Source organism: Gordonia sp. i37 (assembly GCF_002043085.1).
Lineage (GTDB): Bacteria > Actinomycetota > Actinomycetes > Mycobacteriales > Mycobacteriaceae > Gordonia > Gordonia polyisoprenivorans.
The window spans coordinates 1-24,180 of sequence record NZ_MVPX01000407.1; the positions used below are offsets into that span (position 1 = coordinate 1).

The window sequence follows — 24,180 nt, forward strand, 5'->3', positions numbered from 1 at the left end:
CCCCCCCCCCCGCCATTGGGTTGGTGTGGAAAGGGTTTGGTGTGGAAAGCGTTTGGTGCGGGAAGGCACCGACCGATACGGGCCGGTGCGTCACTGCGCGCGAGTCGGCCTCACACGGTGGCGGACTGCTCGATGCGCAGGGTGTCCTTGACGAAATCCGTTGCGGGGTCGTCGGTCCAGTGCGTGATGGTTCGACGCTGCAACATCGCGCGGAACTGTGTGGTGGTGTTCTCGAGCACCACACCGGTACCCCAGTTGAGGATGACGCCGTACTGGCGTACACAATCCATCTCGTTGATCAGGCCCGCCCGATACTCGTCGGCGACCTCTTTCGGGTCCCGGCGCATCCACTCGTGCCGATGCGATCGGATGTAGGACCGCGCGAGGTCAGTCGCCGCCTCGTCGATCTCGTACTCGAAGACCTCGGGATCGATCTCGCGGATCACCACGCCGTAGTCCTTCTCCGCGCGGCCGATACTGACGTAACCATCGATGACGTCCTCGAGGACCGCGGCGGGATCACGCTGCAGGGCATCGCCGAGACCGCCTCCGCCGGCCGAGGGACGGGTGAACTCGTCGCCCGACTTGATTGGCAGGGCCGCGAAGATCGAACCGAGATACTGCTCGTCCGGCGTGCCCTTGTTGAGCCAGACACCATGCGGAATCGACGGCAACCCGCCCCACAGCCCCCAGGTCACCGAGCGTTCCCGGTCACAGCAGTACGACATGACGGTGTTGTCGCTCGCCCACAGTCGACCGCCCTTCTCCGCTCCGAGGCCGCCACGGAACTTCCCGGGGCCACCCGAATCCGGAACGAGCTCATGGCAGGACGTGAGAACCGGGGCCAAGCGTTCCTGACCTTCGAAAGGCTGTGTGCCGTACTGCACTCCGAAGACGGCGGCCGATCCGTTGTAGCCGTCGGCGCCGTTGCGGGCACCCCAGCCGCCCATCATCCAGTCGTACCACATGAAATTCGGACTTCCGTCCTCCCTGCTGTCGCGGCCTCCCACGAGCAGATACTCGAGATTGAAAGTGCACGCCATCGCACGCTCCGGTTGAATATCCGACCAGATCTCGAAGACCGAACTCATGATCTTCTCGAAGGGACCCGAGCAGAATCCCGCACAGGGAGAAGGCCAATCGGCGTTGACGACCGAGCCCGCCGGACCGAGATCAGCGGTCACCACCCGATAGAAGCCGGAATTCAGTGGAATATCCGGGAATTGCATCTTCGTACCGGCCACGATGCCGGCGAACGACCCACCGAAACCCGCATTGAGCATCGAGGAGATGGAGGCATGTGACCCGCTGAGGTCGTAGTGCACGCGGTCACCCTCGATGGTCATCTTCATCGTCACCGGGATGAGCCCCTCACCGCGCGCCGGGTCCTGGTCGATGTAATCCTCGGTATACCAGACACCGTCGGGCAGGGCGGCGATCTTGGCGCGGGTCAGGTCTTCGACGTAATCCTGGACCTCGGCCATCGCCGTCTTGATCGTTTCGACACCGTACTTGTCGCACAGTCGTTGGATCTCGCGCTCGGCGACCCGTGTCGCCTCCGCCTGGGCTTGCATGTCGCCGATGATGTCGCGCGGGTTGCGGGTGTTCTTCGCGATGAGATAGGCGACGTCGGTGAGGAATTCGTCCTTGCTCCACAGGCGCGTCGGCGGAATCCGCAGACCCTCGCCCATGTGATCGAGTGCCTTGACGTTGAACGATCCCGGCGTTGCCCCACCCACGTCGGCCCAGTGCCCATTGGCCTGTGCATAGCCGAGCAGTTCGCCTTCGTAGTAGATGGGTCGGATGATGCGGGTGTCGTTGAAATGGCTGCCGCCCTCGTAGACGTCGTTGATGACGAAGACGTCACCGGGGTGGATGTCACCGTCGAACTGAAGGATGACCGCCTTGGCGGTGTAGTGCAACGTGCCGACGTGCGCGGCGATGTCGCCGGTGCCCTGCATGACCGTGTTTCCCTCGGTGTCGCAGATGGCCGAAGAGAAGTCGCGGGAATAGATGACGAATGAGTAGCAGGTCCGCAGGATCTGCTCGGCCATCTGGTCGACGGTGTTGATGAAAGCGTTCTTGAGGACCTCGAAGGTCACCGGATCGAGCGAGGTTGGCATGGGTTTTTCCTGTTCACTAGGGCGGCAATGTATTTCGGGAACAGATCAGGAGGCGAAGGTCAGGATGAGGTTTCCCCACTCGTCCACGGTCGCCGTCGTCTGTGGCGGAACTACCGTCGTCGAGTCGAGTTGGTCGATGATGCACGGACCTTGCAGTACTGCTCCCGCGGGCAGCTCGCCGCGGTCGTACACCGGCGTCTCGAGTCGGGTGGCCTCGTCGGGAAACAGGACCGAGCGCAGTTCGGTCGGCGTCGGGGCGAAGGTGGCCGGATCGATGAGCTCGGCGCGCGGAGCGTCGGTCCGCGGGGTCAATCCGATGGCGCGCACCGAGATCCGATAGATCTCCACCCCGCCGTCCTCGGCAGAGAAGTTGTGCTCCTTGAGATGGTTGGCGTGGAAGGTCGCGACCACGTCGTCGAGACTCGTCAGCGGCATGCTCACCGGCACCGCGATCGCGCGCCACTGACCCATATACCGCATGTCGAGGTAGTACTCGAAGACCATGTCCTCGGCTGCCACGTGCTCGGCCTCGAGTCGGGCCCGACCCTGTTCACGGAGGTCCTCGAACGAGCTGACGAGATGGTCGAGATCGGCTTCGCTCGCATCGGTGAGGTACATCGTGGTGATGTCGTGCTGGATGTCGACCAGCATGCACCCCATCGCCGAGGTGACACCGGGATGGGGCGGAATGATCACCGTTGGAATGCCGAGATCCTTTGCCAGATAAGCAACATGGAGTGGACCGGCACCACCGAAGCCGACCAGGGCGAAGTCCCGGGGGTCGTGTCCCTTGCGGATGGAGATGAGTCGAATCGCATCGGCCATGTTGGCGTTGGCGACCTTGATGATCGACTGCGCTGCGGCCTCGGTGTCGAGCCCCAACGGGGCGGCGATCGTGGCGACGGCGGCGTGCGCGAGCTCGTCGTCGAGCTCCTTGACCCCACCGGCGAGCTTCTTGCCGACGGTTCCGAGGATGAGATTGGCGTCGGTGTTCGTGGCGAGGTCACCACCACCGCCGTAGCACGCCGGCCCGGGTTCCGAACCCGCGGACTGCGGCCCGTTGCGCAGCGAGCCCGCATCGTCGAGCCAGGCGATCGAGCCCCCGCCGGCGCCGATGGTCAACACCTCGATGCTGGGAAAGCAGATGGGATAACCGAACTCGACGCTCCACATGTTGGTGGTACCGAGGACCCCGTTGTCGGTCAGGGACACATCGGTGGACGTTCCGCCCATGTCGAACCCGATCGAGTTCTCGTAGCCGCACATCCGGGCGATGTGCCGACTGGCGAGCGCTCCGGCCGCGATACCCGAAGCGGCAAGGCGCGCACCGTACTTCTCGGCCATCGCCGGTGTCATCACACCGCCGCCCGAATGAAGGAGCAGCACGTCGTTGTCGTAGCCGCTCTCGGCCAGGCGCGACTCAAGGGTCCGGGCATACGGACCGATGATCGGGACCAGGGCGGCATTGGCGACGGTCGTGGAGAACCTCTCGTACTCGAAGATCTCCGGGAGCACGTCGCTCGAGGTGGTGATGGCCACGCCCGGCAGCTCCTCTGCCAAGATCTCGGCCATCACCTCCTCATGCTCGGGATTGGTGAACGAGTTCACGAAACATACTGCCACCGTTTCGATTCCGCGGCGTCGCAGAACTCTGGCCACCTCGCAGGCCTCGTCCTGATCGATCGGCTCGAGGACCTTGCCGTCGTAGCCGATGCGCTCGGTGACGGTGAGCCGATTGCGTCGCGCGACGAAGGGCTTGGCCACCTCCTGGTACGGATCCCACGACTCGCGATCGCCGCGTCGGATTTCGGTTACGTCCCGGAACCCCTTGGTGGTGACGATCGCGATCTTGGGAAAGTTGCGTGTGATGAGCGCATTGGTCGCGATTGTCGTTCCGTGCGAGAAGAACTCGACGTCCCTCCAGTCGATTCCGGCCTGCTTCATCCCGGCGAGGACACCCTCGATCGGATTCGCCTGCGTCGGATACTTGGCGGTGACGATCCGGCCGTCGCCGCGCTGGACGAAGACGTCGGTGAACGTCCCGCCGATGTCGACGGCCGTGCGGATCGTGGGACTGCTGATGGCCTCGGTCATGGGTGCCTCCTGAACGGTGTCGCTGTCGCACACAGACAACAGCCCGAAGGCCCACGGCCACAATTGGTTCAACACCCAACTCGGATGACCGCGAGGCTGGAGAATACGACACGCCCGTCCCTCGGCACCTCGCTGATCTGCGCGAATCGTCCACCGACCCGCGTTACATCGAGATGACGACACGCCGGCGTAATCCGTCGTCACCCGACCGCAACATCGCAGGGCCGCCGATCCGCCCGCGCCGACACCCCGAGTCGGCATCGCGGTGGCATAGTGGGGTCAATCACGAAGCCGGTAAAGGGGTGCGACGTTGAAGATCGGGATGCTCTTCTCGCTGTCCGGTCCGGATGCCCAAACAGGCCAGTCCATCCTCGACGGGGCGCTGCTCGCCGTCAGCGAGGTCAACGACCGCGGCGGGGTCGGTGGACGACCGGTCGAGGCGGTGGTCGTCGACGACCGCTCAGAGGTCTCGGCGCTGACGCGTGGGGTCGGCGAACTGTGTGAGACGCATGCGGTCGATCTCGTCGTCGGCGGATACACCTCGGCGAGCCGGGTTGCCATGATCCCGCTGATCCACCAGTTCCGGTCGCTGTTGATGTACCCGACCTATTTCGAAGGCGAAGAGAACGATTCACGGGTGTACTACTGCGGAGCAGCACCCAACCAGTACATCGCCGACTACCTTCGCTGGATCGCCGGCCACCTCGGCCGGCGTGTCTACATCGTCGGGTCGGACTACATCTATCCGCGTATCCTCACCGAGGCGATCCGCCGTCTGGGCGCGCAGCTCGACATCGAGATCGTGGCAAGCAGGTTCGTTCCCCTGGGGGAGACCAGGTTCGGCGCGATCGTCGCCGACCTCTCCGAGCGGCAACCCGACGTCGTCCTTTGCAACCTGGTCGGCGTGCACTCGACGTCCAGCTTCTACCAGCAGTTTGCGGCGGCCGGACTCACGGCCGACCGCGTACCCATCGCCGCCACCGTCACCACCGAGATCGACCTGGCACACATGCCGACCTCGATCAGCGATGGTCACTACATGGTCGGTACCTACTTCTCGGCACTGGACTCACCGATCAATGCCGCCTACCGCGGAGGTCTGTCGGCCGTTCGCGGACAGCGGTGGGCCCATCCGGCGCAGGTCGGCGCCTACAACGCCGTCCACGCCGCATGCCTGGCCGCAGACCAGATCGATCTGACCGGTGCCGACTCACTGAACGCGGCCATGACCGGCGTGCGCTTCGACGGAAACCCGGAAGGGGCACCGTTCTATTTCCGCAGCGATCACTACAGCGTCCACCCGTCTTACCTGGTGCAGGCGCGCGACGGCGCGTACGTCATCCTCGAGGAATTCGGCACCCGCGTGCCGGAGCCCTGGTGGTCGGGCAGCTCACCCTCAGCCGCGATTCGGTGACTCCGGCTGCATCGACTCCCGTAGACACAGGGCCAGGTAGTAGTCGCTGCGGTCCCCGGTGGTGGCGAGTCCCCGACCGCTGAGGTTCTCGATCCTCGACAACCGATAGCGCAGGGTGTTGATGTGGATGCCCAATTCATTTGCAGTGGCACCGAAGTGGCCGTCGAGCGCCAGAAAGGTGCGCAGGGTCCCGAGGTACTGCGTACCGCGACGTGCGTCGTAGTCCTCGACCGGGACCAGCAGCGTTCGGATCAAGGTGTCGCGCGCGGTGGGGTCTCCGGCGAGTAGTGCCCCCGCGGTCGTCGGCGGTAACGGCAACCGATCCAGCGGGGCGTTGACCTTGCGCGCGGTTCGTTCCGCGAGCTGTCGCCCGCTGATGAATCCACGCACGAGATCGTCGGCGCTCTGCAGGACACACGAGCTGAACCCGACGTTCACGGTGAGTCCGTCCCGGGCGGCGAACAAGCGCGCCAACCCTGCCAGGCTGTCCTCGAATGCTTCCCCGGCATCGGCGGTGTCCGACGCTTCCCATTCGACCAGGGCATAGGCGCACGGGCCGTGAGCTCCTGCCACACATCGGGTTCCCGCATTCACCGCCACGTCGTGCAGCGCGTCGACGAGAAACGCCGGCGCGGAATCGTGCTCGTCGACCACCAGCACGATCGCCCGTACCCGTGCGCCGGTGGTGAACCCGAACGATCGGACCCAGGGGTCGAGTGTGGCCGACGGGGCGTTCGCCTGCGCCAATTCGCGGATCAGCGCCGCTTCTATCGAGGCCCGTGCCGATCGCCGTACCTGCAACGCGTGGCGCCACGCCGCCACCGCGCGGACCAGCGAGTCGACGGAACGTCGACTCAGCTTGCGGCGATGCGGATTCAGGATCACCACCGAGGTGCCCGGCGCCACCTCGATCCGCAACGACACACCCTGCAGGGCGGCACCGGAGAGCTTCGAGGGTTCACTGCCGAGGACGTCGATGACCCGTGCCGCCGGACGCATACCCGGGGTGCCCGGGATCAGGCAACCCGACAATGCCAGCCACACCTCGGTCCCGGTGTCCTCGGCATGACGGCCCAGCAGCTTCTGGATCTCCGACACGTCGGTGGCGTCCTGAACCGCGCGATCCGACGGTGCCGGCCCTACAGCTGAACGGATCTCGTCGACGGTTGTGGTTCGCGGAAGCACGAACACCGGCAGGGACGACCGCAGACAATCATGGACGAACTCGGGCGGTAGTCCGAGATCGTCGTTGTCGACGAGCACCGCCACCCCGCCACCGGATCGGATGCGCTGGGCAAGGGTTGCCGGGGTCACCACATCCGGCCACTGATGGCGCGCGACATACACCAGCGCACCACGGGCGACCTGCGGTTCGCCCCGTCTGGTCACCTCACTGATCCCGTGCACCTCGTGCTCGCGGCTTCGCTCCACCAATCCCGGCGTCAGGGTTATCAGACCGTGCCGCGCAAGGATGTCGTCGACGGTTGTCACCACATCTCCTCCGAGCGAACGAACCCTCAGTATCGCCGCGAAAGAGACATATCTCGACCCGAGCGCACCCGGTGACGGCACCGGAGGATTGTCGTGGTCGGACCATGTGTCGCGACTCGCCCGATTCCCCGACCCAGCCTTTTCCCAGATTTGTCGCCTAGCCTCGGGCACATGAGTGTCCTGGCAACGACGCCGCCCGGCGACGTGACGCCGCGCCGCGAGGTTCGTCGGCCGACGGGCCTCGGCGCGGCGGTGGTCACCACGATCCTCGCGCTGCTGCTTGCGGCGGCGGTCTACGGCATTGCGGTCCGCACATCATGGGGCCAGCTCGTCGACCAGTACGTCCTCGATGCGGCGCGGCGCGCTTCCGCTGTCGCCCATGTGCCGCACATCCTCACCGTGCAGGCGGTCACCGATCCGCGAATCTGGGTGATCGCGGCGATGCTTGCCGTCGGCGGGTCGGTGATCCCAGCGGTGACCGGACGTACACCAGTGGGCATCGCGCTCGTCAAAACCGCTGCGCTGCTGGTTTTTCCGGTGATCATCGTGGTGCTCACCCGTTACCTGCGCGATGGTGTGCTGGTCCGGCCGCGGTTGCATTCCTGGATCGCCGAGACCTCCAACTCGGCGCCGTCGGGTCATGCCGCCGCGGTCACCTCGTGCGTGGTGGTGTTGATCGCGGCGGCACCGAAGTGGCTGCGGCCCTTCGTCGTCGCCGTCGGTGCGACGTGGGCGTCGGTCATCGAGTTCGGTCTGGTCGCCGACGGCTGGCATCGGCCCAGCGATGTGGTGATCTCCGTGCTCATCGTCATCGGTCTCGGCGCGCTGCTGCCCGATCCGTGGGCGGACTCACCGACCCCCCGGGGTTCGTTCTTGATGCGCAGCCTGGCATTTCTCATCACCGTCATCGCCACACCGCTGATCGTCGGCACGTCTTACGGCGACCCGCGACAGATCGCGACGGCGGTCGGTATCGCGACGGTCATGGGTATCGCGCTGGGTGGATATCGCCCGTGCGCGTATCGCTCGCGGCTGGGCTGACCGCGGCTCGATTGTCTCCGTCCGGGCAGACCCTTCGCCCCAAAGATGCCATTGACTAATGTCACGGTTGATGCTGTCATGGACTCATGACCGTGGCTCCCCTCACATCCACCGTCGATTCGGGTCCCGACGAGGTCTCGGCCCGTCTCCTCGAATCCGCGGCGCGCCTGTCCCGCAACGCCATGACCGAGATCGATTGGGACGCCCCGATGGATCCGACGAAGTACGGTTGCAGTCCCGAATGGTCAACGCTCTACGGAACTCCGTACTGGGAGGAGATGACCGAGGAGCAGCGGATCAAGCTCACTCGGCACGAGTTCGCGTCGATCATGTGCATCGGGATCTGGTTCGAGATGATGCTGCAGGGCGTGGTCATCCGTGATCAGTACCTCGCCGACTATCACCGACCAGAATTCCAGTTCGCGCTCACCGAGATCGCCGACGAGTGCCGCCACTCGATCATGTTCGCCAAGGCCAGCGAGAAGATGGTCGGCACGTCTTATAAACCGCATCCGCGGCTCGGACGCTTCGGCAAATTCTTCATGGCCACGGTCAAGGACGAGGTGGCCTACGCGGGCATCCTCGTCGCCGAGGAGATCCTCGACGTGTTCCAGCGCGGCTGCATGCGTGATGAGCGAGTGCTGCCGTTCATCCGGACGGTCAACGAGATCCACGTCCTCGAGGAATCGCGGCACATGAAGTTCGCCCGCGAGGAGGTGCGGAAGTCGGTGCGCGACATCGGCTTCATCAAGCGACAGTGGAGCGCCTTCTACCTCGCCACCGCCGCCTCGTACATCTTCACCAGCCTCGTGCGCCCGCAGGCCTACATCGACGCCGGCCTCGACCACCACCGGGCCATCGGCGAGATGCGGCGCAACCATCACTTCCAGTCGATGGTGCGCACCGGGTGCGCGCACCTCATGGAGTTCCTCGACGACGTGGGGCTGCTCACCCCCGCCGCCGCCCGCGTGTACCGCAAGGTGCACATGCTCTGAGTGGTGATGGGGTTGGGATCGTTTGTGGCTCAGGGGGTCTCGAGGCTCCTCGCCCCAGGGGGCTCGTCGCACCTCGACCATCGGTCGAAGAAGACCCGGCGGGGCAAACCCGACCAACGATCAAAGTACACCCGCGGGGGCGGGCGCGACCAACGGTTGAAGAAGGCACTCAGCGGGAGCGAACCCGACCACCGATCGGTGAGGACCCGGAACAGCGGGAGATACGAATACAACTTCCACCGATCCGGGGCGACACGCCGTGAAATCACGGGTGCCGGCCCGCTCACGTGGAAGCTGTATTCGTATTCCGCGGAAACGACGGCTACGCGGGCTGGACGGGCGCCTTCTTCAGTTCCCGTAATGCCGTGCGCAGACCTCGGCGCTTGCCGGTGTCGGGATCGACGCCGAAGTGGTTCGACATACCGCCACGAATGGCGAACCGCAGTTCCGACGCGGTCTCCGGCGCATCGTCGGAGGTCGCCTTCAAGAGCGCGTTCGGCAGGGCCAGCTTGAGGATCGTGCGGAACGACTGCGCGTACTGATTCAGGAGGCTGCCGGTGGTGTAGGGCAGGTCGTACTTGTCGCAGAGTTCGCGGACGCGGACGCCGATCTCCTCGTACCTGTTGCTGGGCAGGTCCGGGAACAGGTGGTGCTCGATCTGGTGACTGAGATTGCCGCTCATGAAACGCATGATCGGTCCGGCCCGGAAGTTGGCCGATCCCAGCATCTGTCGCAGATACCAGCGCGGCTGATCTTCTTCCTCGTACTCGGCGACGGTGAACTTCTCCGCACCGTCGGGGAAGTGACCGCAGAAGATCACCATGTACGACCAATAGTTCCGGATGAAGTTGGCGGTCAGGTTCGCGGTGATCGTGGTGCGCCAGTTGGGACCAGAGAGCGCCGGGAAGATCAGGTAGTCCTTGGCGGCCTGCTTGCCGACCTTGCGGCCGATGATCTGCAGATCCTTGGCCGCCTGACGGTAGGTCTTCTCCTTCTTGCGGAGCTTCTCGGTCTCGAGATGGTGCAGCGCCACACCGTATTCGAAGAACGTGCCGAGTGTCAGGTTGTAGATCGGGTTACCGACGTTCCACCACTCCCACGGCTGGTCACGGGTGACGCGCAGGATTCCGTAGCCCACGTCGTCGTCCATTCCGACGATGTTGGTGTATTTGTGGTGCACGAAGTTGTGTGAGTGTTTCCACTGCACGCTCGGGCACGTGGTGTCCCACTCCCATGACGACGAATGGACCTCGGGATCGTTCATCCAATCCCATTGGCCGTGCATCACGTTGTGGCCGAGCTCCATGTTCTCGATGATCTTGGCCGCGCCGAGCAGTCCGGCGCCGAGTAGCCATGCGGGTTTGCGGTTGCTGAACAGCAACACCACCCGCCCACCGGCGGCCAGTGCGCGCTGAAAGGTGATGGTGCGCTTGATGTATCGTGCGTCGGCCGCTCCGCGCGATTCTTCGATGTCGCGCCGGATGGCGTCGAGTTCGGCGCCGAGCGCATCGACGTCGACCTCGGTCAGATGGGCATAGGTGTCGATGTCGGTGATCGCCATGGGCATCGTCCTCCCGATGATCGGACTGGTGTGCGGCGATGTGCCGCGTGGCGGGATGCGGCCGCGGGCTGGACCGCGATCCCGATTTTTCTACAGGTCGAGCGTGCATTCCCCGGATACGGCGCTGATACACGTCTGGATACGTTCGCCCTCGCGACGTTCCTCTCCGGTGCGCAGGTCACGTGCATATCCCTGGGCCAGTGGGACCACACAGGTCTGGCAGATGCCCATCCGGCAGCCGAACGGCATCTGGATTCCCAGGTTCTCACCGGCCTCGAGAAGTGTGGTGGCACCGTCGAGTTCGGCGGTCTTCTGGGATCTGGCGAAGGTGACGGTGCCGCCCTCACCACCGAAATCGGTCCGCGCGATGGCGAAACGTTCGATGTGCAGTTGATCGCGGAGGTCCGCCGCCGAGTACGCCGACTCGATGTCATCGAGGAAGGCGACCGGCCCGCATGCCCAGCAGGACCGTTCCCGCCAATCGGGGACCTTCGCGTCGATGTCGTCGATGGAGAACTTACCGTCGGACCTGGTCAGTTGCAGCGCAAGCGAATACGTCGGCACCTGCTCGTCGAGGGACTCGAGTTCGTCCAGGAAGATGACCTCGTCGCGGGTGGGCGCAGAGTGAACGTGGACGGTGTCGGGGATCTCGCCGCGTGCACTCATCGAGCGCAACATGCCCATGACCGGGGTGATCCCGCTGCCCGCGGTGAGGAACAGGATCGACTCGGGCAGCGGCTCGGGTAGATGGAAATCGCCCTTGGGGGCGGCGAGGCGGATCACCGTGCCCGGGGCGACACCGTCGACGAGGTGCGTCGACAGGAAACCGTCGGGGTTGGCCTTGACGGTGATGGAGATGGTGTCGTCGGTGTTCTCCCCGAACGACGTCAGCGAGTACGAGCGCCAGTGCCAGCGTCCGTCGACCTGCAGACCGATGCCGACGTACTGGCCGGCCTTGTAGTCCGAGGGGAATCCCCAGCCCGTCTTGATGACGACCGTCGCCGAGACGTCGGTCTCCTTACGGACCTCGACGATGCGTCCGCGCAACTCGCGCGCCGACCACAGCGGATTGATCAGGTGCAGGTAGTCGTCGGGCAGTAGCGGTGTGGTGGCCCGTGCGACGAGTCCGCGCACGACGTTGGCCTGCGGGTTCTTTGCGTTGACCCCCGCGGCTGGGCGTTTGCTCCAGCGAAGAAGATTCATCGGCCTCCCTCCGGCAATGTGTGTGCACGACTGTACACCCAATTGGTGGTGCGCATCACAGACTCCGTGCGGTCCGCATCACGGATGGATGTGGACGTCCAGCAGATGTGCACCCCAGCCGGGCAGCATGACGAAGACGTACTCGTCGGGGTCGGCAGGCCGGTGATGGTCGATGCCGGTGAGCAGGTCGGTGAGGGTGGCGGTGGACCCGGTCAGCGCAGGCCATGGAGTCTGTACACGACCGGCGGCCGCGGCGTCGTCGAGGTTGACCACGATCAGGTGGCGGCCCCCGCCGTCCGATGCGTCACACGCATCGGTCCACGCCCAGGCAACCAATCCCCCGGTGGGCCGATCCGGCCAGCCGTGAATGTGCAGCGGATCGAAATCCCCTGTGCGCATCGGGCTTTCATTGAGGGCGCGCAGAAGGGTGCGGTAGAAGTCGCGGAGGTCGGGGTCCACCGGTTCAACGGGCTCGCGCCGCAACTGCACCGGCAGCCGGGTGGTCCGGCCGTCGGCCTGGCCGTCGTGAACGAGGCGGGCGCCCGGCTGGGTGAGTGCCGTCAGCGCCGCCGTCCGATGGCGGTGGCCGAATACCGATTGCGCGCGCGGCTCGTCGTGATTCTCGAGGAAGCGCACCTTGCCGGCGGGGTCCGGGTCGTGGTGGATGAGGCGGGCGACCTCGTGCGGATGGTGCTCGAGGGCATCGGTGAATGCCTTGTCGTAGCAGTGGTCGAAGCCCTGGGACCGTAGCAACTGTTCTGTGCCCCAATAGGACTCGGCGACGAACAGGAAGCCGGGGTGCTGCTCGCGGACAGCGGGGATGACCCGCGTCCAGTAGTCCTGCGCCGGTGCCGGACCGACCCGGTCGCCCCAGGTCCGCGTGAAGATGTCGGTCGTCATGAGCATCGCCATGTCGCAGCGCACCCCGTCGCAGCGCTCGGCGATCCCGCGCAGTTCGTCGATCGCGGCGTCCACGGTCTCCGGGTGGAAGGCGTTGAGCTGCAGAACGTCTCGCCACGGCGGGAAGTGGGGGTCGCGGCCGTTGGCCAGAACCCGCCCGCCGACCCCGACGAACTCGGCCGGGCGTGCGTCGATGTCCTCGGTGGTGCCGGCGACGAAGCGTTCGGGATGCGTGGTGACCCACGGGTGGTCCGTCGCGAGATGGTTGGGGACGTAGTCGAGGATCAGTCCGATCCCGCGGGCGGCGAGGGCGGCGCGGGCGGTGGCCAGCCCGTCGCACCCGCCCAGGTGCTCGTCGACGACATAGTCGCGGATGCAGTAGGGCGAGCCGACGACGTCGTCGGAGGTGTAGTCGGGCAAAGCGGCGCGGAAGGTGTCGACGAGGGGACCGTCGGCCAACGCGATCTGCACTCCCGCCGGACTGCGCTGCCACACGCCCATGAGCCAGACGGCGTCGACGGGTCCGACGGCGATGCTGTCCCATACGTCCTCGGGCACCGTGCCGAGGGTGACCGGGTGGCCAAGACGCCGACCGATCCGCTCCAACCACGGCCAGGTGTTGATCTCGTAGATGACCGGGTGGGGCTGCACAGCGTTACTGTGCCAGATTTCTCGCCGTCAGCCACCTCGGCGGTCGGGTTCGGCGACCCCGGATATCGCGGTCCTTACCCTGAGGGGGTGGTCGACCTGAGGTGGCAGTACTGGCAGTTGCTCGATCCGGCGGACGAGAGTCTGTGTTGGCTCGCGATCACCCGGCCCAAGGCGCATGCGCGGATCGACCGGACCAAGATGTGGACCCTGCTCGCCGACAAGGCGGTGCTGGTGGCCAATTGGTTCGCTGCGGAGGATCATCAGCGCCCCGAGGCGCAGCGCCGGTGGATCCACGACAGCATCACCGGATGGGACTTCTGCGAGGCGGCCGTCGAGGTGGGCCTCCCGACGGCCGACGAGTTGACGCGGATCGCTCGGCCGGAGGCGATGCTGACCGTCGATCAGATCGATCGCATCCCGCTGGTCGGTGTCGTCGGCAAGCGGGAGGCGGAGCGGATCTGGGTGGCGCGGCGGGGCTAAGCCTGACCGCCCGCTCCGGTCAGCTTCCACCGGCCCGCGGCGCTCTGATGCTCCCAGAATCGGGTGAAACGTCCACCCGCGGCGAGCAATTCGTCGGGCGTGCCGTCCTCGATGATGCGTCCCCGGTCGAGCACGATGACCCGGTCGGCGCGGCGGATGCCGGCCTGTCGGTGGGCGACGATGACGCGGGTGCGTGGGCGGTCCTGCGCCGACAGGGCATCGACGATGGCGCGCTCGTTGCTGTTGTCGAGGGCACTCGTTGCTTCGTCGATGAGCAGCACGGGCGCGGGTTTGACCAGGGCGCGGGCGATGCTGACGCGTTGGCGCTCACCGCCGGAGAGAACCGAACCTCCCTCTCCCACAGCCGAATCGACGCCATCGGCCAGACGATCGGTGATCTCGTCGACCCGGGCGAGCGCGGTGGCGCTGCGCAGGCGCTCGGGTGTCGCCGATGGATCGCCGGCGGCGACGTTGTCGGCGATGCTGCCCTCGATGAGATAAGGCTGCTGGAACACCACGCTGGTCAGCGCGCGACGGGACTCGTGATCGAGGTCGGCGGCATCGACGCCGTCGAACAGGATGCGCCCCGCCGTCGGCTGATGCAGGCCGGCGATGAGTCCGAGGATCGTCGACTTCCCCGATCCGGACGGGCCGACGATGGCGGTGGTAGAGCCGGGTTCGATGATGAGGTCGAGGCCGTCGAGGACAGGGTGTTCGGGGTCGTCGTAGTCGAATCGGATGCCCTCGAACGTGATTCGCGGTGCCGTGGTCGGAGCCGGCCGCGACGTCGGTCCGTCGATGAGCGTCGGGGCGTCGAGGACGGTGCGGATGCGCCGCAGGGTCAGACGCACACTCTCCAGTCCGCCGGCGAGTTCGCCGAGCGCGGTGAACGGTTCGAGGTAGCGGACGGCCACCACGATCAGCGCGACGGCCTGCGCTGTTGACAGATCACCGCGCACGGTGAGCCATGCGGCGGTGCCGGCGAGCGCGAACAGTGCGATCTGCGCTGCGAGACCGAACAGCAGTTGACCGGGGACCTGCAGCAACAGCAGCCGCAGCGTTGCGCCGTGCTGGCGGGCGAGTGCGTCGCCGGCGAGGCTGCGCTCCGGATCGGCGCGACGCGCGACGCGCAGCGCCGGTTGTGTGCGGGCGAACTCGACGACGCGCTCGGTCAGGGCGGCGTTCGCGGCGTCGGCCGCGTGGTCGGCGCGCCGACTGATGGCCCCACTGCCCCATAGTGCGCCGAGGAGCAGCGGGACACCGGCCAATGCCACCAGTGCGAGTTGCCACGAGATCGCCAGCAGCGCAACGCCGATGACCACCGGCAGCAGGATCGCACCGAGGAGCGGCACCACCAGATAGACGACGACGCCGACCAGATCCGGGCCGGTCGCGGCGATGGCCTGCCGGGCGGTGGCGGTGTTCTCCGCGCCGAACCAGGTCGGCCGGATGCGCGAAAGTCGCTCGGCGAGCACATGTTGGCCGCTGCCCAGCAAGGTGAATCCCAGGTCGTAGGCCACCCGCGAGCCGACCCAGTCGGTGAGCCAGCCGGCCACGGTGGCCGCCGTCAGTGCGGCGAGCCAGGCCAGTGCGTCGCCGTGGCGGCCATCGAGCAGCGCCGACACCAGCGGTACGAGCAGCACGACGCCGACCGCGCGCACCAGCACCGAGAGCACACTCAGCGCGACGAACTTCCGCAGCTCCGGGCGAGACCGATCCGGCAGCAACGAGATCAAGGTGGTGATCATCGACGGGCTCCCTCGGTCAGTGCGTCGTGCTCGGCCAGTGGGTCCTGGCTGTCGGGTTCGGTCGCGGCCCACAATGTCGCGTAGGTCCCACGCGCGGCGAGAAGCTCACGGTGCGTTCCGGTTTCGACGATCCGGCCGCCGTCGAGGACGACGATGGCATCGGCGTCGGCAATGGTGTGCAGCCGGTGCGCGATGACCAGCACGGTACGACCGGCGGCCAGGCGGCTCAGCGATTGCTGGACGAGGAACTCCGACTCCGGGTCGGCGAAGGCGGTGGCCTCGTCGAGGATCAGCACCGGGGCGTCGGCGAGGATGGCCCGGGCGATCGTCAACCTCTGACACTCACCACCCGACAGTGCGGCGTCGGGTCCGACTGGGGTGTCGTAGCCGTCGGGCATCGCGAGGATCCGCTCGTGGATGTTGGCGTCGCGAGCGGCCTGCTCGATGTGCGCGCGACTCGCGTCGGGGACCGCCAGCGCGATGTTCTCCGCGACGGTCCCGGCGACGAGTTGGGTGTCCTGCAACACGAATCCGAGTTGGCGGTAGAGCTCGTCGGCGTCCATGGTGGCGATGTCGCGACCGTTGATTCGGATGGTTCCGGCGTCCGGGTCGTGGAAGCGGGCCAACAACGCCGCGAGAGTGGACTTGCCCGAGCCGGACGGGCCGACCAGTGCGGTGACGGTTCCCGGCGCCAGGTGCAGTGAGATGTCGTGCAGGACAGGCACTGCGGGGCGGTAACCGAAGGTGACGCGATCGAAGACGACGCCGGCGTCCGCTGTTCGCGGCGTGGTCGCGTCGCGAGTGACGAGTTCGGGCTCGTCGAGGGTGATCTGGATGTCGCGGGCGGCGAGCATACCTGCCTTGAGCCCGCTCAGACCGTAGCCGATGCCGAGGAGTCGGGCGCCGAAGGTGGTGCCCAACAACAGGAACGGGATGAGGTCGATCGGCTCGATCCAGCCCCAGATGACGAATCCCGTGCCCACCAGCGCGATCAGCCACAAGAAGGTGGTGGGCCGGGTGACGAGGTCCATGACGGTCTTGGTTCGGACGAAGGGCCGTTGCCACTCTTCGAGGAAATCGATGTACTCCTCGAGTCGGGCCCGGAATCGCGAATCCATCGCGCCGCCGAACACCCGGATCACCGGTTGCGCATCGAGATACGATGCGGCCTCACCGTTCATCCGTTCTTCCCACGCGTGCGCGACCGGGATCTTGGAGCCGGACGCGATGATCATGCGGTACATGGTGAACACGTAACCGAGGACGGGTAGCAGTAGGAACAGTGCCACCCCCCAGTCGACGATGAACAGGTAGATCAGCACCGCGATCGGCGCGACGACGGCCGACACCGCGTCGAGTACCGCGTGTGTGACCAGATAGTGCAGCGAGAGGGTGTTGTCCTGGACGAGTGATTTGATGCCACCGGAGCTGCGGGAGTCGAACCAGCCCAAGGGAAGTCGTGCGAGCTTGCGCAGCAGCCGGCTGCGCAGATGGCGGGAGAAGCGGGCGTCGACGGTGTGCAGCCAGAACAGCAATGCCGACTCCAGCAGGATGCCCAGCCCGATCAGGGTGACCGCGAGTGTGCCCACGAACCACAGCTGTCCGGAGTCGGCGCCGGCCAGCAGGCGGCGGGACAGTTCGACGAGAAGCACGTAAGGAGCGAGCTGGAGCAGGGTGACGATCGCCTGCAGGACACCGGCGATGGTGAGGATCGGCTTCAGCGGGGCGAGCAGCTTGCCCGCGGCGTTGGCGCGCCACTGGCCCTGCGAAGCGGGCTCGGCGGGAGCGACCGCACCGGTGGCAGCTGTGACGGCCAGCGGCTCGATCGTCTCGACCGCCGGGGTCCGCTCGCCGGCGGTTCCGTCGGGGGACTCCGCGTCGGGGTCGCGCTCTTTACCCATCGCCTTGCCCTGCGCCCAGTAGGCCTGGACGTGGGTTTCGGACTTGGGGAATCCGAACTCCTTGAGTCGTTTGCGGATCTCTTTGAGCGAGTTCGATTCCGGGCCGGCCCAGGCGTACCAGTCCGACCAGTCGCGGGGCTCCAACGCGGACGCGAGCGCGGTGGCGTCGGTGCGTGGGACCCAGTGCAGCCGCATCCGCGGGTGATTGTTGAGCGGGATCTCGCGGTCGGCGGGCTCGTGCTGCTCGAGGTAGGCCTCGATCGGGATGTCGTGCGGCACGGCGTCGATGATCGAGTTGATCGCCGGGATGGATGCCGAGTCGCCGATGACCAGGTAGCCGGCGGGCGGGTTCTCGTCGGGCACCTCGAACGGCACCGAACTCATGTACATCGCCGAGATGGACTGTCCCGGTTGTGCCTGTCGTGCCCATTGCGATGCCGGGCCCGACGGCTCGTGGAGCACGAAGTCGAGGGCGAAGGTTCCGGCATCGGCGTCGGCATCGGCAAAGGTGTAGCCGCGCTGGTGTTCACGACCGTCGTCGTCGGGAAACCAACCCCGAATCCACGACGTGGGTCCGGTCAACGCCTCGGAGAACAGGGTGTCGGAGTGGAACCGCACACGAACGAGGTGTGGGGCGCGTTGCTCGACGCTCGTGACCGTTGCCAGGTGGTCACGAGCGCCGAACGCGCGCATGACCGCTCCCCCGAATCCACGGGACATCTGCCCACCCCCATCGTCGTTGCGTCTTCTTCGCGACCGGCGCGTATCGGGCGAGTGTCCGAAATGCCGCGCAGCTTAGGCAAGGCTAACAAACGAGGAGTGGGGTGCACAGGGTTCTGGGTCGGTCGTTCAGGTTCGCTTGACGACGGCAACGATTCCCGCGAATCGGGGAACAATCAGGTGCCGGGGAGCGCGAAGCGCAGGTAGTGCACTACTCGTGCCGTGCCGGCGGCTCGGTGTGCTTCCCCTTTCACCATACGACTGCAGGTGGGGCTTGCGGCAAGGGCCGGTGGCGGGTGCACACTCGGTGCGCTGCGAATACGCCCACCGCCCACACACCTGAGGAAGGCCATTGATGACCGATGCTCCGACGCCCTTCGAAGTGCACGACTCCGGCGCCTACCTGCACGGCACCAAGGCCGCGCTGAACGTCGGCGACCTCCTGGTACCGGGATACGGCTCGAACTACGAGGAGGGCCGCATCGCCAACCACATCTACTTCACGCGGACTCTCGACGCCGCGGCGTGGGGTGCCGAGCTGGCTCTCGGCGACGGACCGGGCCGCATCTACCTCGTCGAGCCGACCGGACCCGTCGAGGACGACCCGAACGTGACCGACAAGAAGTTCCCCGGCAACCCGACCCGCTCGTTCCGCTCGCGAGAACCGGTGCGGGTGGTCGGCGAACTGACCGACTGGGTGGGGCACTCTCCGGAGCTGATCGACGCCAGGCGCGCCGGCCTGGCCGATCTGCGCCGACGCGGCGCGGCGGTGATCTACGACTGATCGTCTGCGGGCGGGGGCCGCTGCGACGGCTAGACTCGTGCCAGGCCGCCGTCAGCCCGAAACCGGTTGGGCTGCAAATGGTGTGCCCGGAGAAGAGAGCACCGTATGGTCCGGTTTGTCGCAGTAGCCGTCCTCGTTGTCGCGGCGGTGGCCGCGGTGATCGCGGCCGTCGAATGGTCGTGGGCGTGGATCGTCGCCGCGGTGATCCTGGTGCCCGTCGCCGTGGTGGCCGTCTACGACATCACGCAGCGCCGGCATTCGATCTTGCGGAACTATCCGGTGCTCGGCCACATGCGGTTCCTGCTCGAGGCGTTGCGCCCGGAGATGCAGCAGTACTTCGTCGAGCGGAACTTCGACGGCCGGCCCTATGACCGCGACACCCGCTCGCTGATCTACGAACGCGCCAAAGGCACCGCCGCCGAACTCGCCTTCGGCACCGAGCGTGACATCGACCGGCCCGGCTACGAGTACCTCGTCCACTCGACCGCCCCGATCGAGAATCCGCCCGAGCCGTTTCGCATCCGCATCGGCGGGCCCGACTGCACCCGCCCGTACGACATGGCGCTGCTGAACGTGTCGTCGATGAGCTTCGGTGCGCTCTCGGCGAATGCGCTGCGCGCCTTGAACAAAGGCGCGATGAAGGGCGGGTTCGTCCACGAGACCGGCGAAGGCGGGCTTACACCGTTTCACCTCCAGGGCGCCGACGTCGTCTGGGAGATCGGCTCCGGCTACTTCGGAACCCGCACCGCCGACGGGCATTTCGATCCCGACACGTTCGCGGAGAAAGCCGCCGACGAGCGCGTCAAGGCCATCAACATCAAGCTGAGCCAAGGCGCCAAGCCGGGTATCGGCGGCGTCCTGCCGGCGGCGAAGGTGACTGCCCAGATCGCCCGCTATCGCGGTGTGCCGCAAGGACAGAAGTGCGTGAGTCCGGCCGCGCACTCGGCGTTCTCGACGCCGCGCGAGTTGATTCGATTCGTCGCGAGACTGCGAGAGTTGTCCGGCGGCAAACCCGTGGGTTTCAAACTCTGCGTGGGCTCGCGGATCGACGTGCTCGCCATGTGCAAGGCGATGCTCGCCGAGGGCGCCACCCCGGACTTCATCGTCGTCGACGGTGCCGAAGGCGGAACCGCCGCTGCGCCTTTGGAATACGAGGATCACGTCGGCCTGCCCCTGACCGACGGGTTGATGACGGTGCACAACGCGCTGGTCGGCGTGGGGCTGCGCGACCGCATCCGGATCGGTGCGAGCGGAAAGGTGGCCTCCGGCAACGACATCGTCAAACGACTGATCCAGGGTGCGGACTACACGAATGCCGCCCGCGCGATGATGATGGCCGTCGGATGCATCCAGTCGCAGCGCTGCCACACCAATCACTGCCCCGTCGGCGTCGCCACCCAGGACCCGCGGCGTGCCCGCGCCCTCGACATCGCCGACAAGAGCGAACGCGTCTTCAACTATCAGAAGGCCACCGTCGCCCAGGCCATGCGGATCATGGCATCGATGGGCGTCGACGACCCGGCGCAACTGAGCCCGCACATGCTGCGAAAGCGGTTGTCGGCGACCGATCAGCGCTCCTACGCCGAGATCTTCGAATGGCTCGACGAGGGGGTACTGCTGGCCGATCCGCCGGCGTCGTGGCGGGCGGACTGGGAGCGGGCGGATGCGGAGTCGTTTCGGCCGTACGTGGGCAGCCCGATGTGGACCACCACGGGTGAAAAAATCGATCAGTATGACGAAGCACCCGGAATCCGGGTGAAACGTCATACTGATCGTTATGTGTCGATCCGTGGTGGGCGAAGGGGGACTTGAACCCCCACGTCCCGAAGGACACTGGCACCTGAAGCCAGCGCGTCTGCCATTCCGCCACTCGCCCGTGGCCGCCGAGTTCTCGGCGGGCATGCGAGTTCTCGGCGGGCATGACCGTGAATCGATGGGTTCGATCAACGGCCTGGACGACGATAGCACGCACCTCACCGCAAGTGAAAAACGATGACTTTGACCCGTCGGACAACCCGCGTCATTCAGCTACGCGCAACCCAGGGGGTGGACGCCAAAGCGCTGGTCAGGGATGATTTCAGGGGTAGGCGCACACCACATGACGGTGGTGATGCGTATGTTGCAGACGGTACAGCAGTTGCTTCATGGCAGCCTGGGCCGTCAGTATCGGTATCATCTGTAAAGGCCACACGCACGGCGACACGCCACACAAGCCGCGAAGGGAGGTCGACGGTGGGGATTTTGCAACGCATCGAGCGCAAGCTCGAGGGTGCTGTCGATGACGGCTTCGCGCGCGTTTTCGGCGGCGAGGTCGCCCCGCAGGAGATCGAGAACGGCCTGCAGCGAGAAGCCGAGGAATCGTTGGAGAATCTCGGTGACGGTACAATCCTGGCCGCGAACAGCTACACGTTGCTCTTCAGTCCGACCGACCACGATCAGATCGCGGCCGAGTACGAGCTGAACCGCAAGAGGTTCTCCAAACACCTGGAGAACTTCATCAAGGACAACGGGTGGCAGACATACGGTCAGGTCGTCGTCGAATTCGACCAGTCTCCGTCCCTGCACACGGGTATGTTCCGTGCGCGCGGCGCGGTCAACCCGGACGCCCAGCCGCGACCGGTGCGTGACGGAGGCGTACCCCGACCACAGTCACAGCCGCATCCACACGATGCGGCCAAACAAGTAGGAGCCCCAGAGATGACGCAGAACCCCGGATACGACCAGCGCAGGGCACCGGAACCTGCGTACGACCAGGGCTACGGCCAGCAAGGCGGGTACGACTACCAGCAGGGCTACGGCCAGCCGGGCCACGAGCAGGCCGGTTACGGGCAGCCCGCCCATGAGCAGAACGGCTACGGACAGCCCGGCTACGACCAGGGCTACGGCCAGCAGCAGGGTTATGCCCAGCAGGGCTACGAACAAGGCGGCTACGGCCAACAGGGCTACGACCAGGGCTATGCGCAGCCCGGCCAGGGTTACGAGCAGGGCGGCTATGGCCAGCAAGGCTACGAGCAGGGTTACGGCCAACAGGGTTATGACCAGGGCTACGGCCAGCAGGGCGGCTACGACTACCAGCAGGGCTACGGCCAGCAGGGGTACGAGCAGGGCGGTTACGGCCAGCAGGGTGGTTACGACTACCAGCAGGGCTACGGCCGTCCGGCAGCCGGTTACGCGCCGACCGCGATCACGCTGATCCTCGAGGACGGCAGCAACCGCACCTTCCAGTTGCGAGAGGGCTCCAACGTCATCGGCCGCGGCCAGGATGCACAGTTCCGCCTCCCCGACACCGGCGTCTCGCGTCGTCATCTGGAGATCCGCTGGGACGGCAGCACCGCGATGCTCACCGACCTGAACTCCACCAACGGCACCACCGTCAACGACGTGCAGGTCAACAGCTGGGAACTCGCCGACGGCGACCGCATTCGCGTCGGTCACTCCGACATCACCGTCCGCTTCCAGTAGGCGTCGAGTTCGGCGGTACGACGCGCCTCCGCCGTGGCGGCGGTCGGTGCCGACGACGGCCGCGCGTACGCAGGCACGACGCCCGTTGATGCAGAACTGACACATCTGAATGACGGGCGCACCGGGTTGAGCCCATAAGATGCACCTCGGGTCTTGTACGTCCCGGACCCGCCCGGGTGGGGATCCTCCGTATCGTCGGAGACCGACTCGTTCGATCGACGACCGTTGAGATGCGCTGGAGGTGGATGACGACATGCAGGGGTTGGTGCTGCAGCTGACCCGGTTGGGTTTCTTGCTGCTGCTCTGGCTGTTCGTCTATGCCGTGATCCGCACCGTGCGCGCCGACATCGTCACCGCCTCGGGATCCCGGCTGCCGCGCTTTCGAGGCACGGCCGAGAAGGGACGGGCGAAGCCGAGCACGAAGGGGTCCGCGCGGTACCTGGTGGTGACCGCGGGTGCGCTCGCGAACACCCGCATCACGCTGGGAACGCAGCCGGTGCTCCTCGGACGCGCCGACGATTCGACGCTGGTGCTCACCGATGACTACGCCTCCGAGCGGCACGCACGACTGTCCCGCCGCGGGGATGACTGGTACGTCGAGGATCTCGGGTCCACCAACGGCACCTACCTCGACCGATCCAAGGTGACCACGGCGGTGAAGGTCCCGCTGTCCACGCCGATCCGCATCGGCAAGACCGTGATCGAGCTGCGCCCGTGACACTCGTACTGCGCTACATCGCGCGTAGTGACCAGGGTCTGGTCCGATCGAACAACGAGGATTCGGCGTACGCCGGTCCGCGGTTGCTCGCGCTCGCCGACGGCATGGGCGGTCACGCGGCGGGTGAGGTCGCCAGCCGACTGGTCATCGAATCCATGCGCACCCTCGACGAGGACGACGCGACCGGAGATCTGCTCGACGCCCTCAATCACGCCACCCAGGCCGGCAACCACGCGATCGCCGCCCAGGTCGAGGCGAAACCCGAACTCGACGGGATGGGCACCACCCTCACCGCGATCCTGTTCGCCGGCTCCCGAATCGGCTTGTGCCACATCGGCGATTCCCGCGGATACCTCTACCGCGACGGTGAGCTCACCCAGATCACCCGCGACGACACCTTCGTTCAGACGCTCGTCGACGAGGGCCGCATCACCCCCGAGCAGGCCCACACCCATCCGCAGCGATCACTGATCATGCGGGCGCTGACCGGTACCGAGGTCGAGCCGACCCTGACCGTGCGCGAGGCGCGTGCCGGCGACCGGTATCTGCTGTGCAGCGACGGGCTCTCCGATGTGGTCAGCGAGGAAACCCTCGCCGAGACACTCGGTTCGATCAGCGACTACAAGGAATGCGCCGACCGGCTCATCGAACTCGCCTTGCGTGGCGGCGGACCGGACAACGTGACCGTCGTGCTCGCCGACGTCGTCGACACCGACTACGGCGAATCACGGCCCATCGTCGGCGGCGCCGCGGGTACCGGTGAGGACGCCTACACCCCGGACCCGAAGACCGCGGCCGGCCGCGCGGCGGCGCTGCGTCCACCGCTCGAGGCGCCGCAGCAGCCGACGATCCTGCCCGACGACGACGAGCCGGTACGGACCGGACACAAGGGGC

The 24,180-nt window shown here is 66.2% G+C and carries 17 protein-coding genes and 1 tRNA gene; 9 read left to right on the forward strand and 9 right to left on the reverse strand.

What is annotated here, in order from left to right; genetic code table 11:
• Nucleotides 1-110: 110 nt before the first annotated feature.
• Complete coding sequence (locus B1964_RS20205; protein ID WP_079931047.1) at nucleotides 111-2,123, reverse strand: hydantoinase B/oxoprolinase family protein; 2,013 nt, start codon at nucleotides 2,121-2,123, stop codon at nucleotides 111-113.
• Between the two features lie 45 nt (nucleotides 2,124-2,168).
• The gene (locus B1964_RS20210) at nucleotides 2,169-4,217 is read right to left on the reverse strand and encodes a hydantoinase/oxoprolinase family protein (RefSeq protein WP_079931055.1); all 2,049 of its coding nucleotides are present in this window, start codon (nucleotides 4,215-4,217) and stop codon (nucleotides 2,169-2,171) included.
• Nucleotides 4,218-4,527: 310 nt separating this feature from the next.
• Between B1964_RS20210 and B1964_RS20215 the strand changes: the two genes are divergently transcribed.
• Nucleotides 4,528-5,631: a transporter substrate-binding protein gene (locus B1964_RS20215; RefSeq protein WP_253194094.1), complete on the forward strand. Its 1,104-nt coding sequence runs from the start codon at nucleotides 4,528-4,530 to the stop codon at nucleotides 5,629-5,631.
• On the opposite strand, the gene B1964_RS20220 is transcribed toward B1964_RS20215, so the two are convergent.
• A complete protein-coding gene (locus B1964_RS20220; protein WP_139765812.1) occupies nucleotides 5,614-7,122 on the reverse strand; it encodes a CdaR family transcriptional regulator in 1,509 nt (502 codons plus the stop codon). The two genes, B1964_RS20215 and B1964_RS20220, sit on opposite strands and share 18 nt — an antisense overlap.
• Nucleotides 7,123-7,293: 171 nt before the next feature.
• Between B1964_RS20220 and B1964_RS20225 the strand changes: the two genes are divergently transcribed.
• On the forward strand, nucleotides 7,294-8,163 hold the full coding sequence (locus B1964_RS20225; protein ID WP_020172898.1) for a phosphatase PAP2 family protein: 870 nt from the start codon (nucleotides 7,294-7,296) through the stop codon (nucleotides 8,161-8,163).
• An 86-nt stretch (nucleotides 8,164-8,249) separates the two neighbouring features.
• Entirely contained in the window at nucleotides 8,250-9,158 is a 909-nt protein-coding gene (locus B1964_RS20230; RefSeq protein WP_006368876.1) for a diiron oxygenase, read from the forward strand.
• Nucleotides 9,159-9,480: 322 nt separating this feature from the next.
• Here the strand turns inward: B1964_RS20230 and B1964_RS20235 are convergent, their stop codons facing one another.
• The 3 genes from B1964_RS20235 to B1964_RS20245 all read right to left on the reverse strand — a co-directional run bounded on the left by B1964_RS20235 (nucleotide 9,481) and on the right by B1964_RS20245 (nucleotide 13,473).
• The gene (locus tag B1964_RS20235; RefSeq protein WP_172398910.1) at nucleotides 9,481-10,719 is read right to left on the reverse strand and encodes a fatty acid desaturase; all 1,239 of its coding nucleotides are present in this window, start codon (nucleotides 10,717-10,719) and stop codon (nucleotides 9,481-9,483) included.
• 90 nt (nucleotides 10,720-10,809) lie between these two features.
• Complete coding sequence (locus tag B1964_RS20240) at nucleotides 10,810-11,922, reverse strand: ferredoxin reductase (protein ID WP_079931051.1); 1,113 nt, start codon at nucleotides 11,920-11,922, stop codon at nucleotides 10,810-10,812.
• Between the two features lie 78 nt (nucleotides 11,923-12,000).
• Complete coding sequence (locus tag B1964_RS20245; protein WP_079931052.1) at nucleotides 12,001-13,473, reverse strand: alpha-amylase family glycosyl hydrolase; 1,473 nt, start codon at nucleotides 13,471-13,473, stop codon at nucleotides 12,001-12,003.
• Between the two features lie 87 nt (nucleotides 13,474-13,560).
• Between B1964_RS20245 and B1964_RS20250 the strand changes: the two genes are divergently transcribed.
• Entirely contained in the window at nucleotides 13,561-13,953 is a 393-nt protein-coding gene (locus B1964_RS20250; protein WP_020172901.1) for a hypothetical protein, read from the forward strand.
• Here the strand turns inward: B1964_RS20250 and B1964_RS20255 are convergent.
• Nucleotides 13,950-15,701, reverse strand: coding sequence for an ABC transporter ATP-binding protein (locus B1964_RS20255; protein WP_079931053.1), 1,752 nt, complete (start codon nucleotides 15,699-15,701; stop codon nucleotides 13,950-13,952). The genes B1964_RS20250 and B1964_RS20255 overlap by 4 nt on opposite strands.
• Complete coding sequence (locus B1964_RS20260; protein WP_079931054.1) at nucleotides 15,698-18,322, reverse strand: ABC transporter ATP-binding protein/permease; 2,625 nt, start codon at nucleotides 18,320-18,322, stop codon at nucleotides 15,698-15,700. Before B1964_RS20260 ends, B1964_RS20255 begins: the two co-directional genes overlap by 4 nt.
• Nucleotides 18,323-18,677: 355 nt before the next feature.
• Here B1964_RS20260 and arr point away from each other — a divergent pair, with 355 nt between their 5' ends.
• Both arr and B1964_RS20270 read left to right on the forward strand, forming a co-directional pair.
• Nucleotides 18,678-19,106: an NAD(+)--rifampin ADP-ribosyltransferase gene (gene arr, locus B1964_RS20265; RefSeq protein ID WP_006368867.1), complete on the forward strand. Its 429-nt coding sequence runs from the start codon at nucleotides 18,678-18,680 to the stop codon at nucleotides 19,104-19,106.
• A 105-nt stretch (nucleotides 19,107-19,211) separates the two neighbouring features.
• The gene (locus tag B1964_RS20270; protein WP_253194095.1) at nucleotides 19,212-20,918 is read left to right on the forward strand and encodes an FMN-binding glutamate synthase family protein; all 1,707 of its coding nucleotides are present in this window, start codon (nucleotides 19,212-19,214) and stop codon (nucleotides 20,916-20,918) included.
• Here B1964_RS20270 and B1964_RS20275 read toward each other — a convergent pair.
• Nucleotides 20,897-20,982: transfer RNA gene (locus B1964_RS20275), tRNA-Leu, on the reverse strand. The genes B1964_RS20270 and B1964_RS20275 overlap by 22 nt on opposite strands.
• Before the next feature lie 356 nt (nucleotides 20,983-21,338).
• Between B1964_RS20275 and B1964_RS20280 the strand changes: the two genes are divergently transcribed.
• From B1964_RS20280 to B1964_RS20290, 3 genes are all read left to right on the forward strand, one after another.
• Nucleotides 21,339-22,568, forward strand: a complete 1,230-nt coding sequence (locus tag B1964_RS20280; RefSeq protein WP_006368641.1) for a DUF3662 and FHA domain-containing protein — start codon at nucleotides 21,339-21,341, stop codon at nucleotides 22,566-22,568.
• A 253-nt stretch (nucleotides 22,569-22,821) separates the two neighbouring features.
• Nucleotides 22,822-23,286 (forward strand): FHA domain-containing protein, encoded by a 465-nt coding sequence (locus B1964_RS20285; RefSeq protein WP_006368640.1) that lies wholly within the window; start codon nucleotides 22,822-22,824, stop codon nucleotides 23,284-23,286.
• A partial coding sequence (locus tag B1964_RS20290; protein ID WP_139765813.1) for a PP2C family serine/threonine-protein phosphatase occupies nucleotides 23,283-24,180 on the forward strand: 898 nt, incomplete at its 3' end. The genes B1964_RS20285 and B1964_RS20290, both read left to right, overlap by 4 nt.

Coding starts and splice junctions, on each gene's coding strand:
- B1964_RS20205 (WP_079931047.1), bottom strand. CDS start 2,123: ATGCCAACCTCGCTCGATCCGGTGACCTTCGAGGTCCTCAAGAACGCT.
- B1964_RS20210 (WP_079931055.1), bottom strand. CDS start 4,217: ATGACCGAGGCCATCAGCAGTCCCACGATCCGCACGGCCGTCGACATC.
- B1964_RS20225 (WP_020172898.1), top strand. CDS start 7,294: ATGAGTGTCCTGGCAACGACGCCGCCCGGCGACGTGACGCCGCGCCGC.
- B1964_RS20230 (WP_006368876.1), top strand. CDS start 8,250: ATGACCGTGGCTCCCCTCACATCCACCGTCGATTCGGGTCCCGACGAG.
- B1964_RS20235 (WP_172398910.1), bottom strand. CDS start 10,719: ATGGCGATCACCGACATCGACACCTATGCCCATCTGACCGAGGTCGAC.
- B1964_RS20240 (WP_079931051.1), bottom strand. CDS start 11,922: ATGAATCTTCTTCGCTGGAGCAAACGCCCAGCCGCGGGGGTCAACGCA.
- B1964_RS20255 (WP_079931053.1), bottom strand. CDS start 15,701: ATGATCACCACCTTGATCTCGTTGCTGCCGGATCGGTCTCGCCCGGAG.
- B1964_RS20260 (WP_079931054.1), bottom strand. CDS start 18,322: ATGTCCCGTGGATTCGGGGGAGCGGTCATGCGCGCGTTCGGCGCTCGT.
- arr (WP_006368867.1), top strand. CDS start 18,678: ATGACCGATGCTCCGACGCCCTTCGAAGTGCACGACTCCGGCGCCTAC.
- B1964_RS20270 (WP_253194095.1), top strand. CDS start 19,212: ATGGTCCGGTTTGTCGCAGTAGCCGTCCTCGTTGTCGCGGCGGTGGCC.
- B1964_RS20285 (WP_006368640.1), top strand. CDS start 22,822: ATGCAGGGGTTGGTGCTGCAGCTGACCCGGTTGGGTTTCTTGCTGCTG.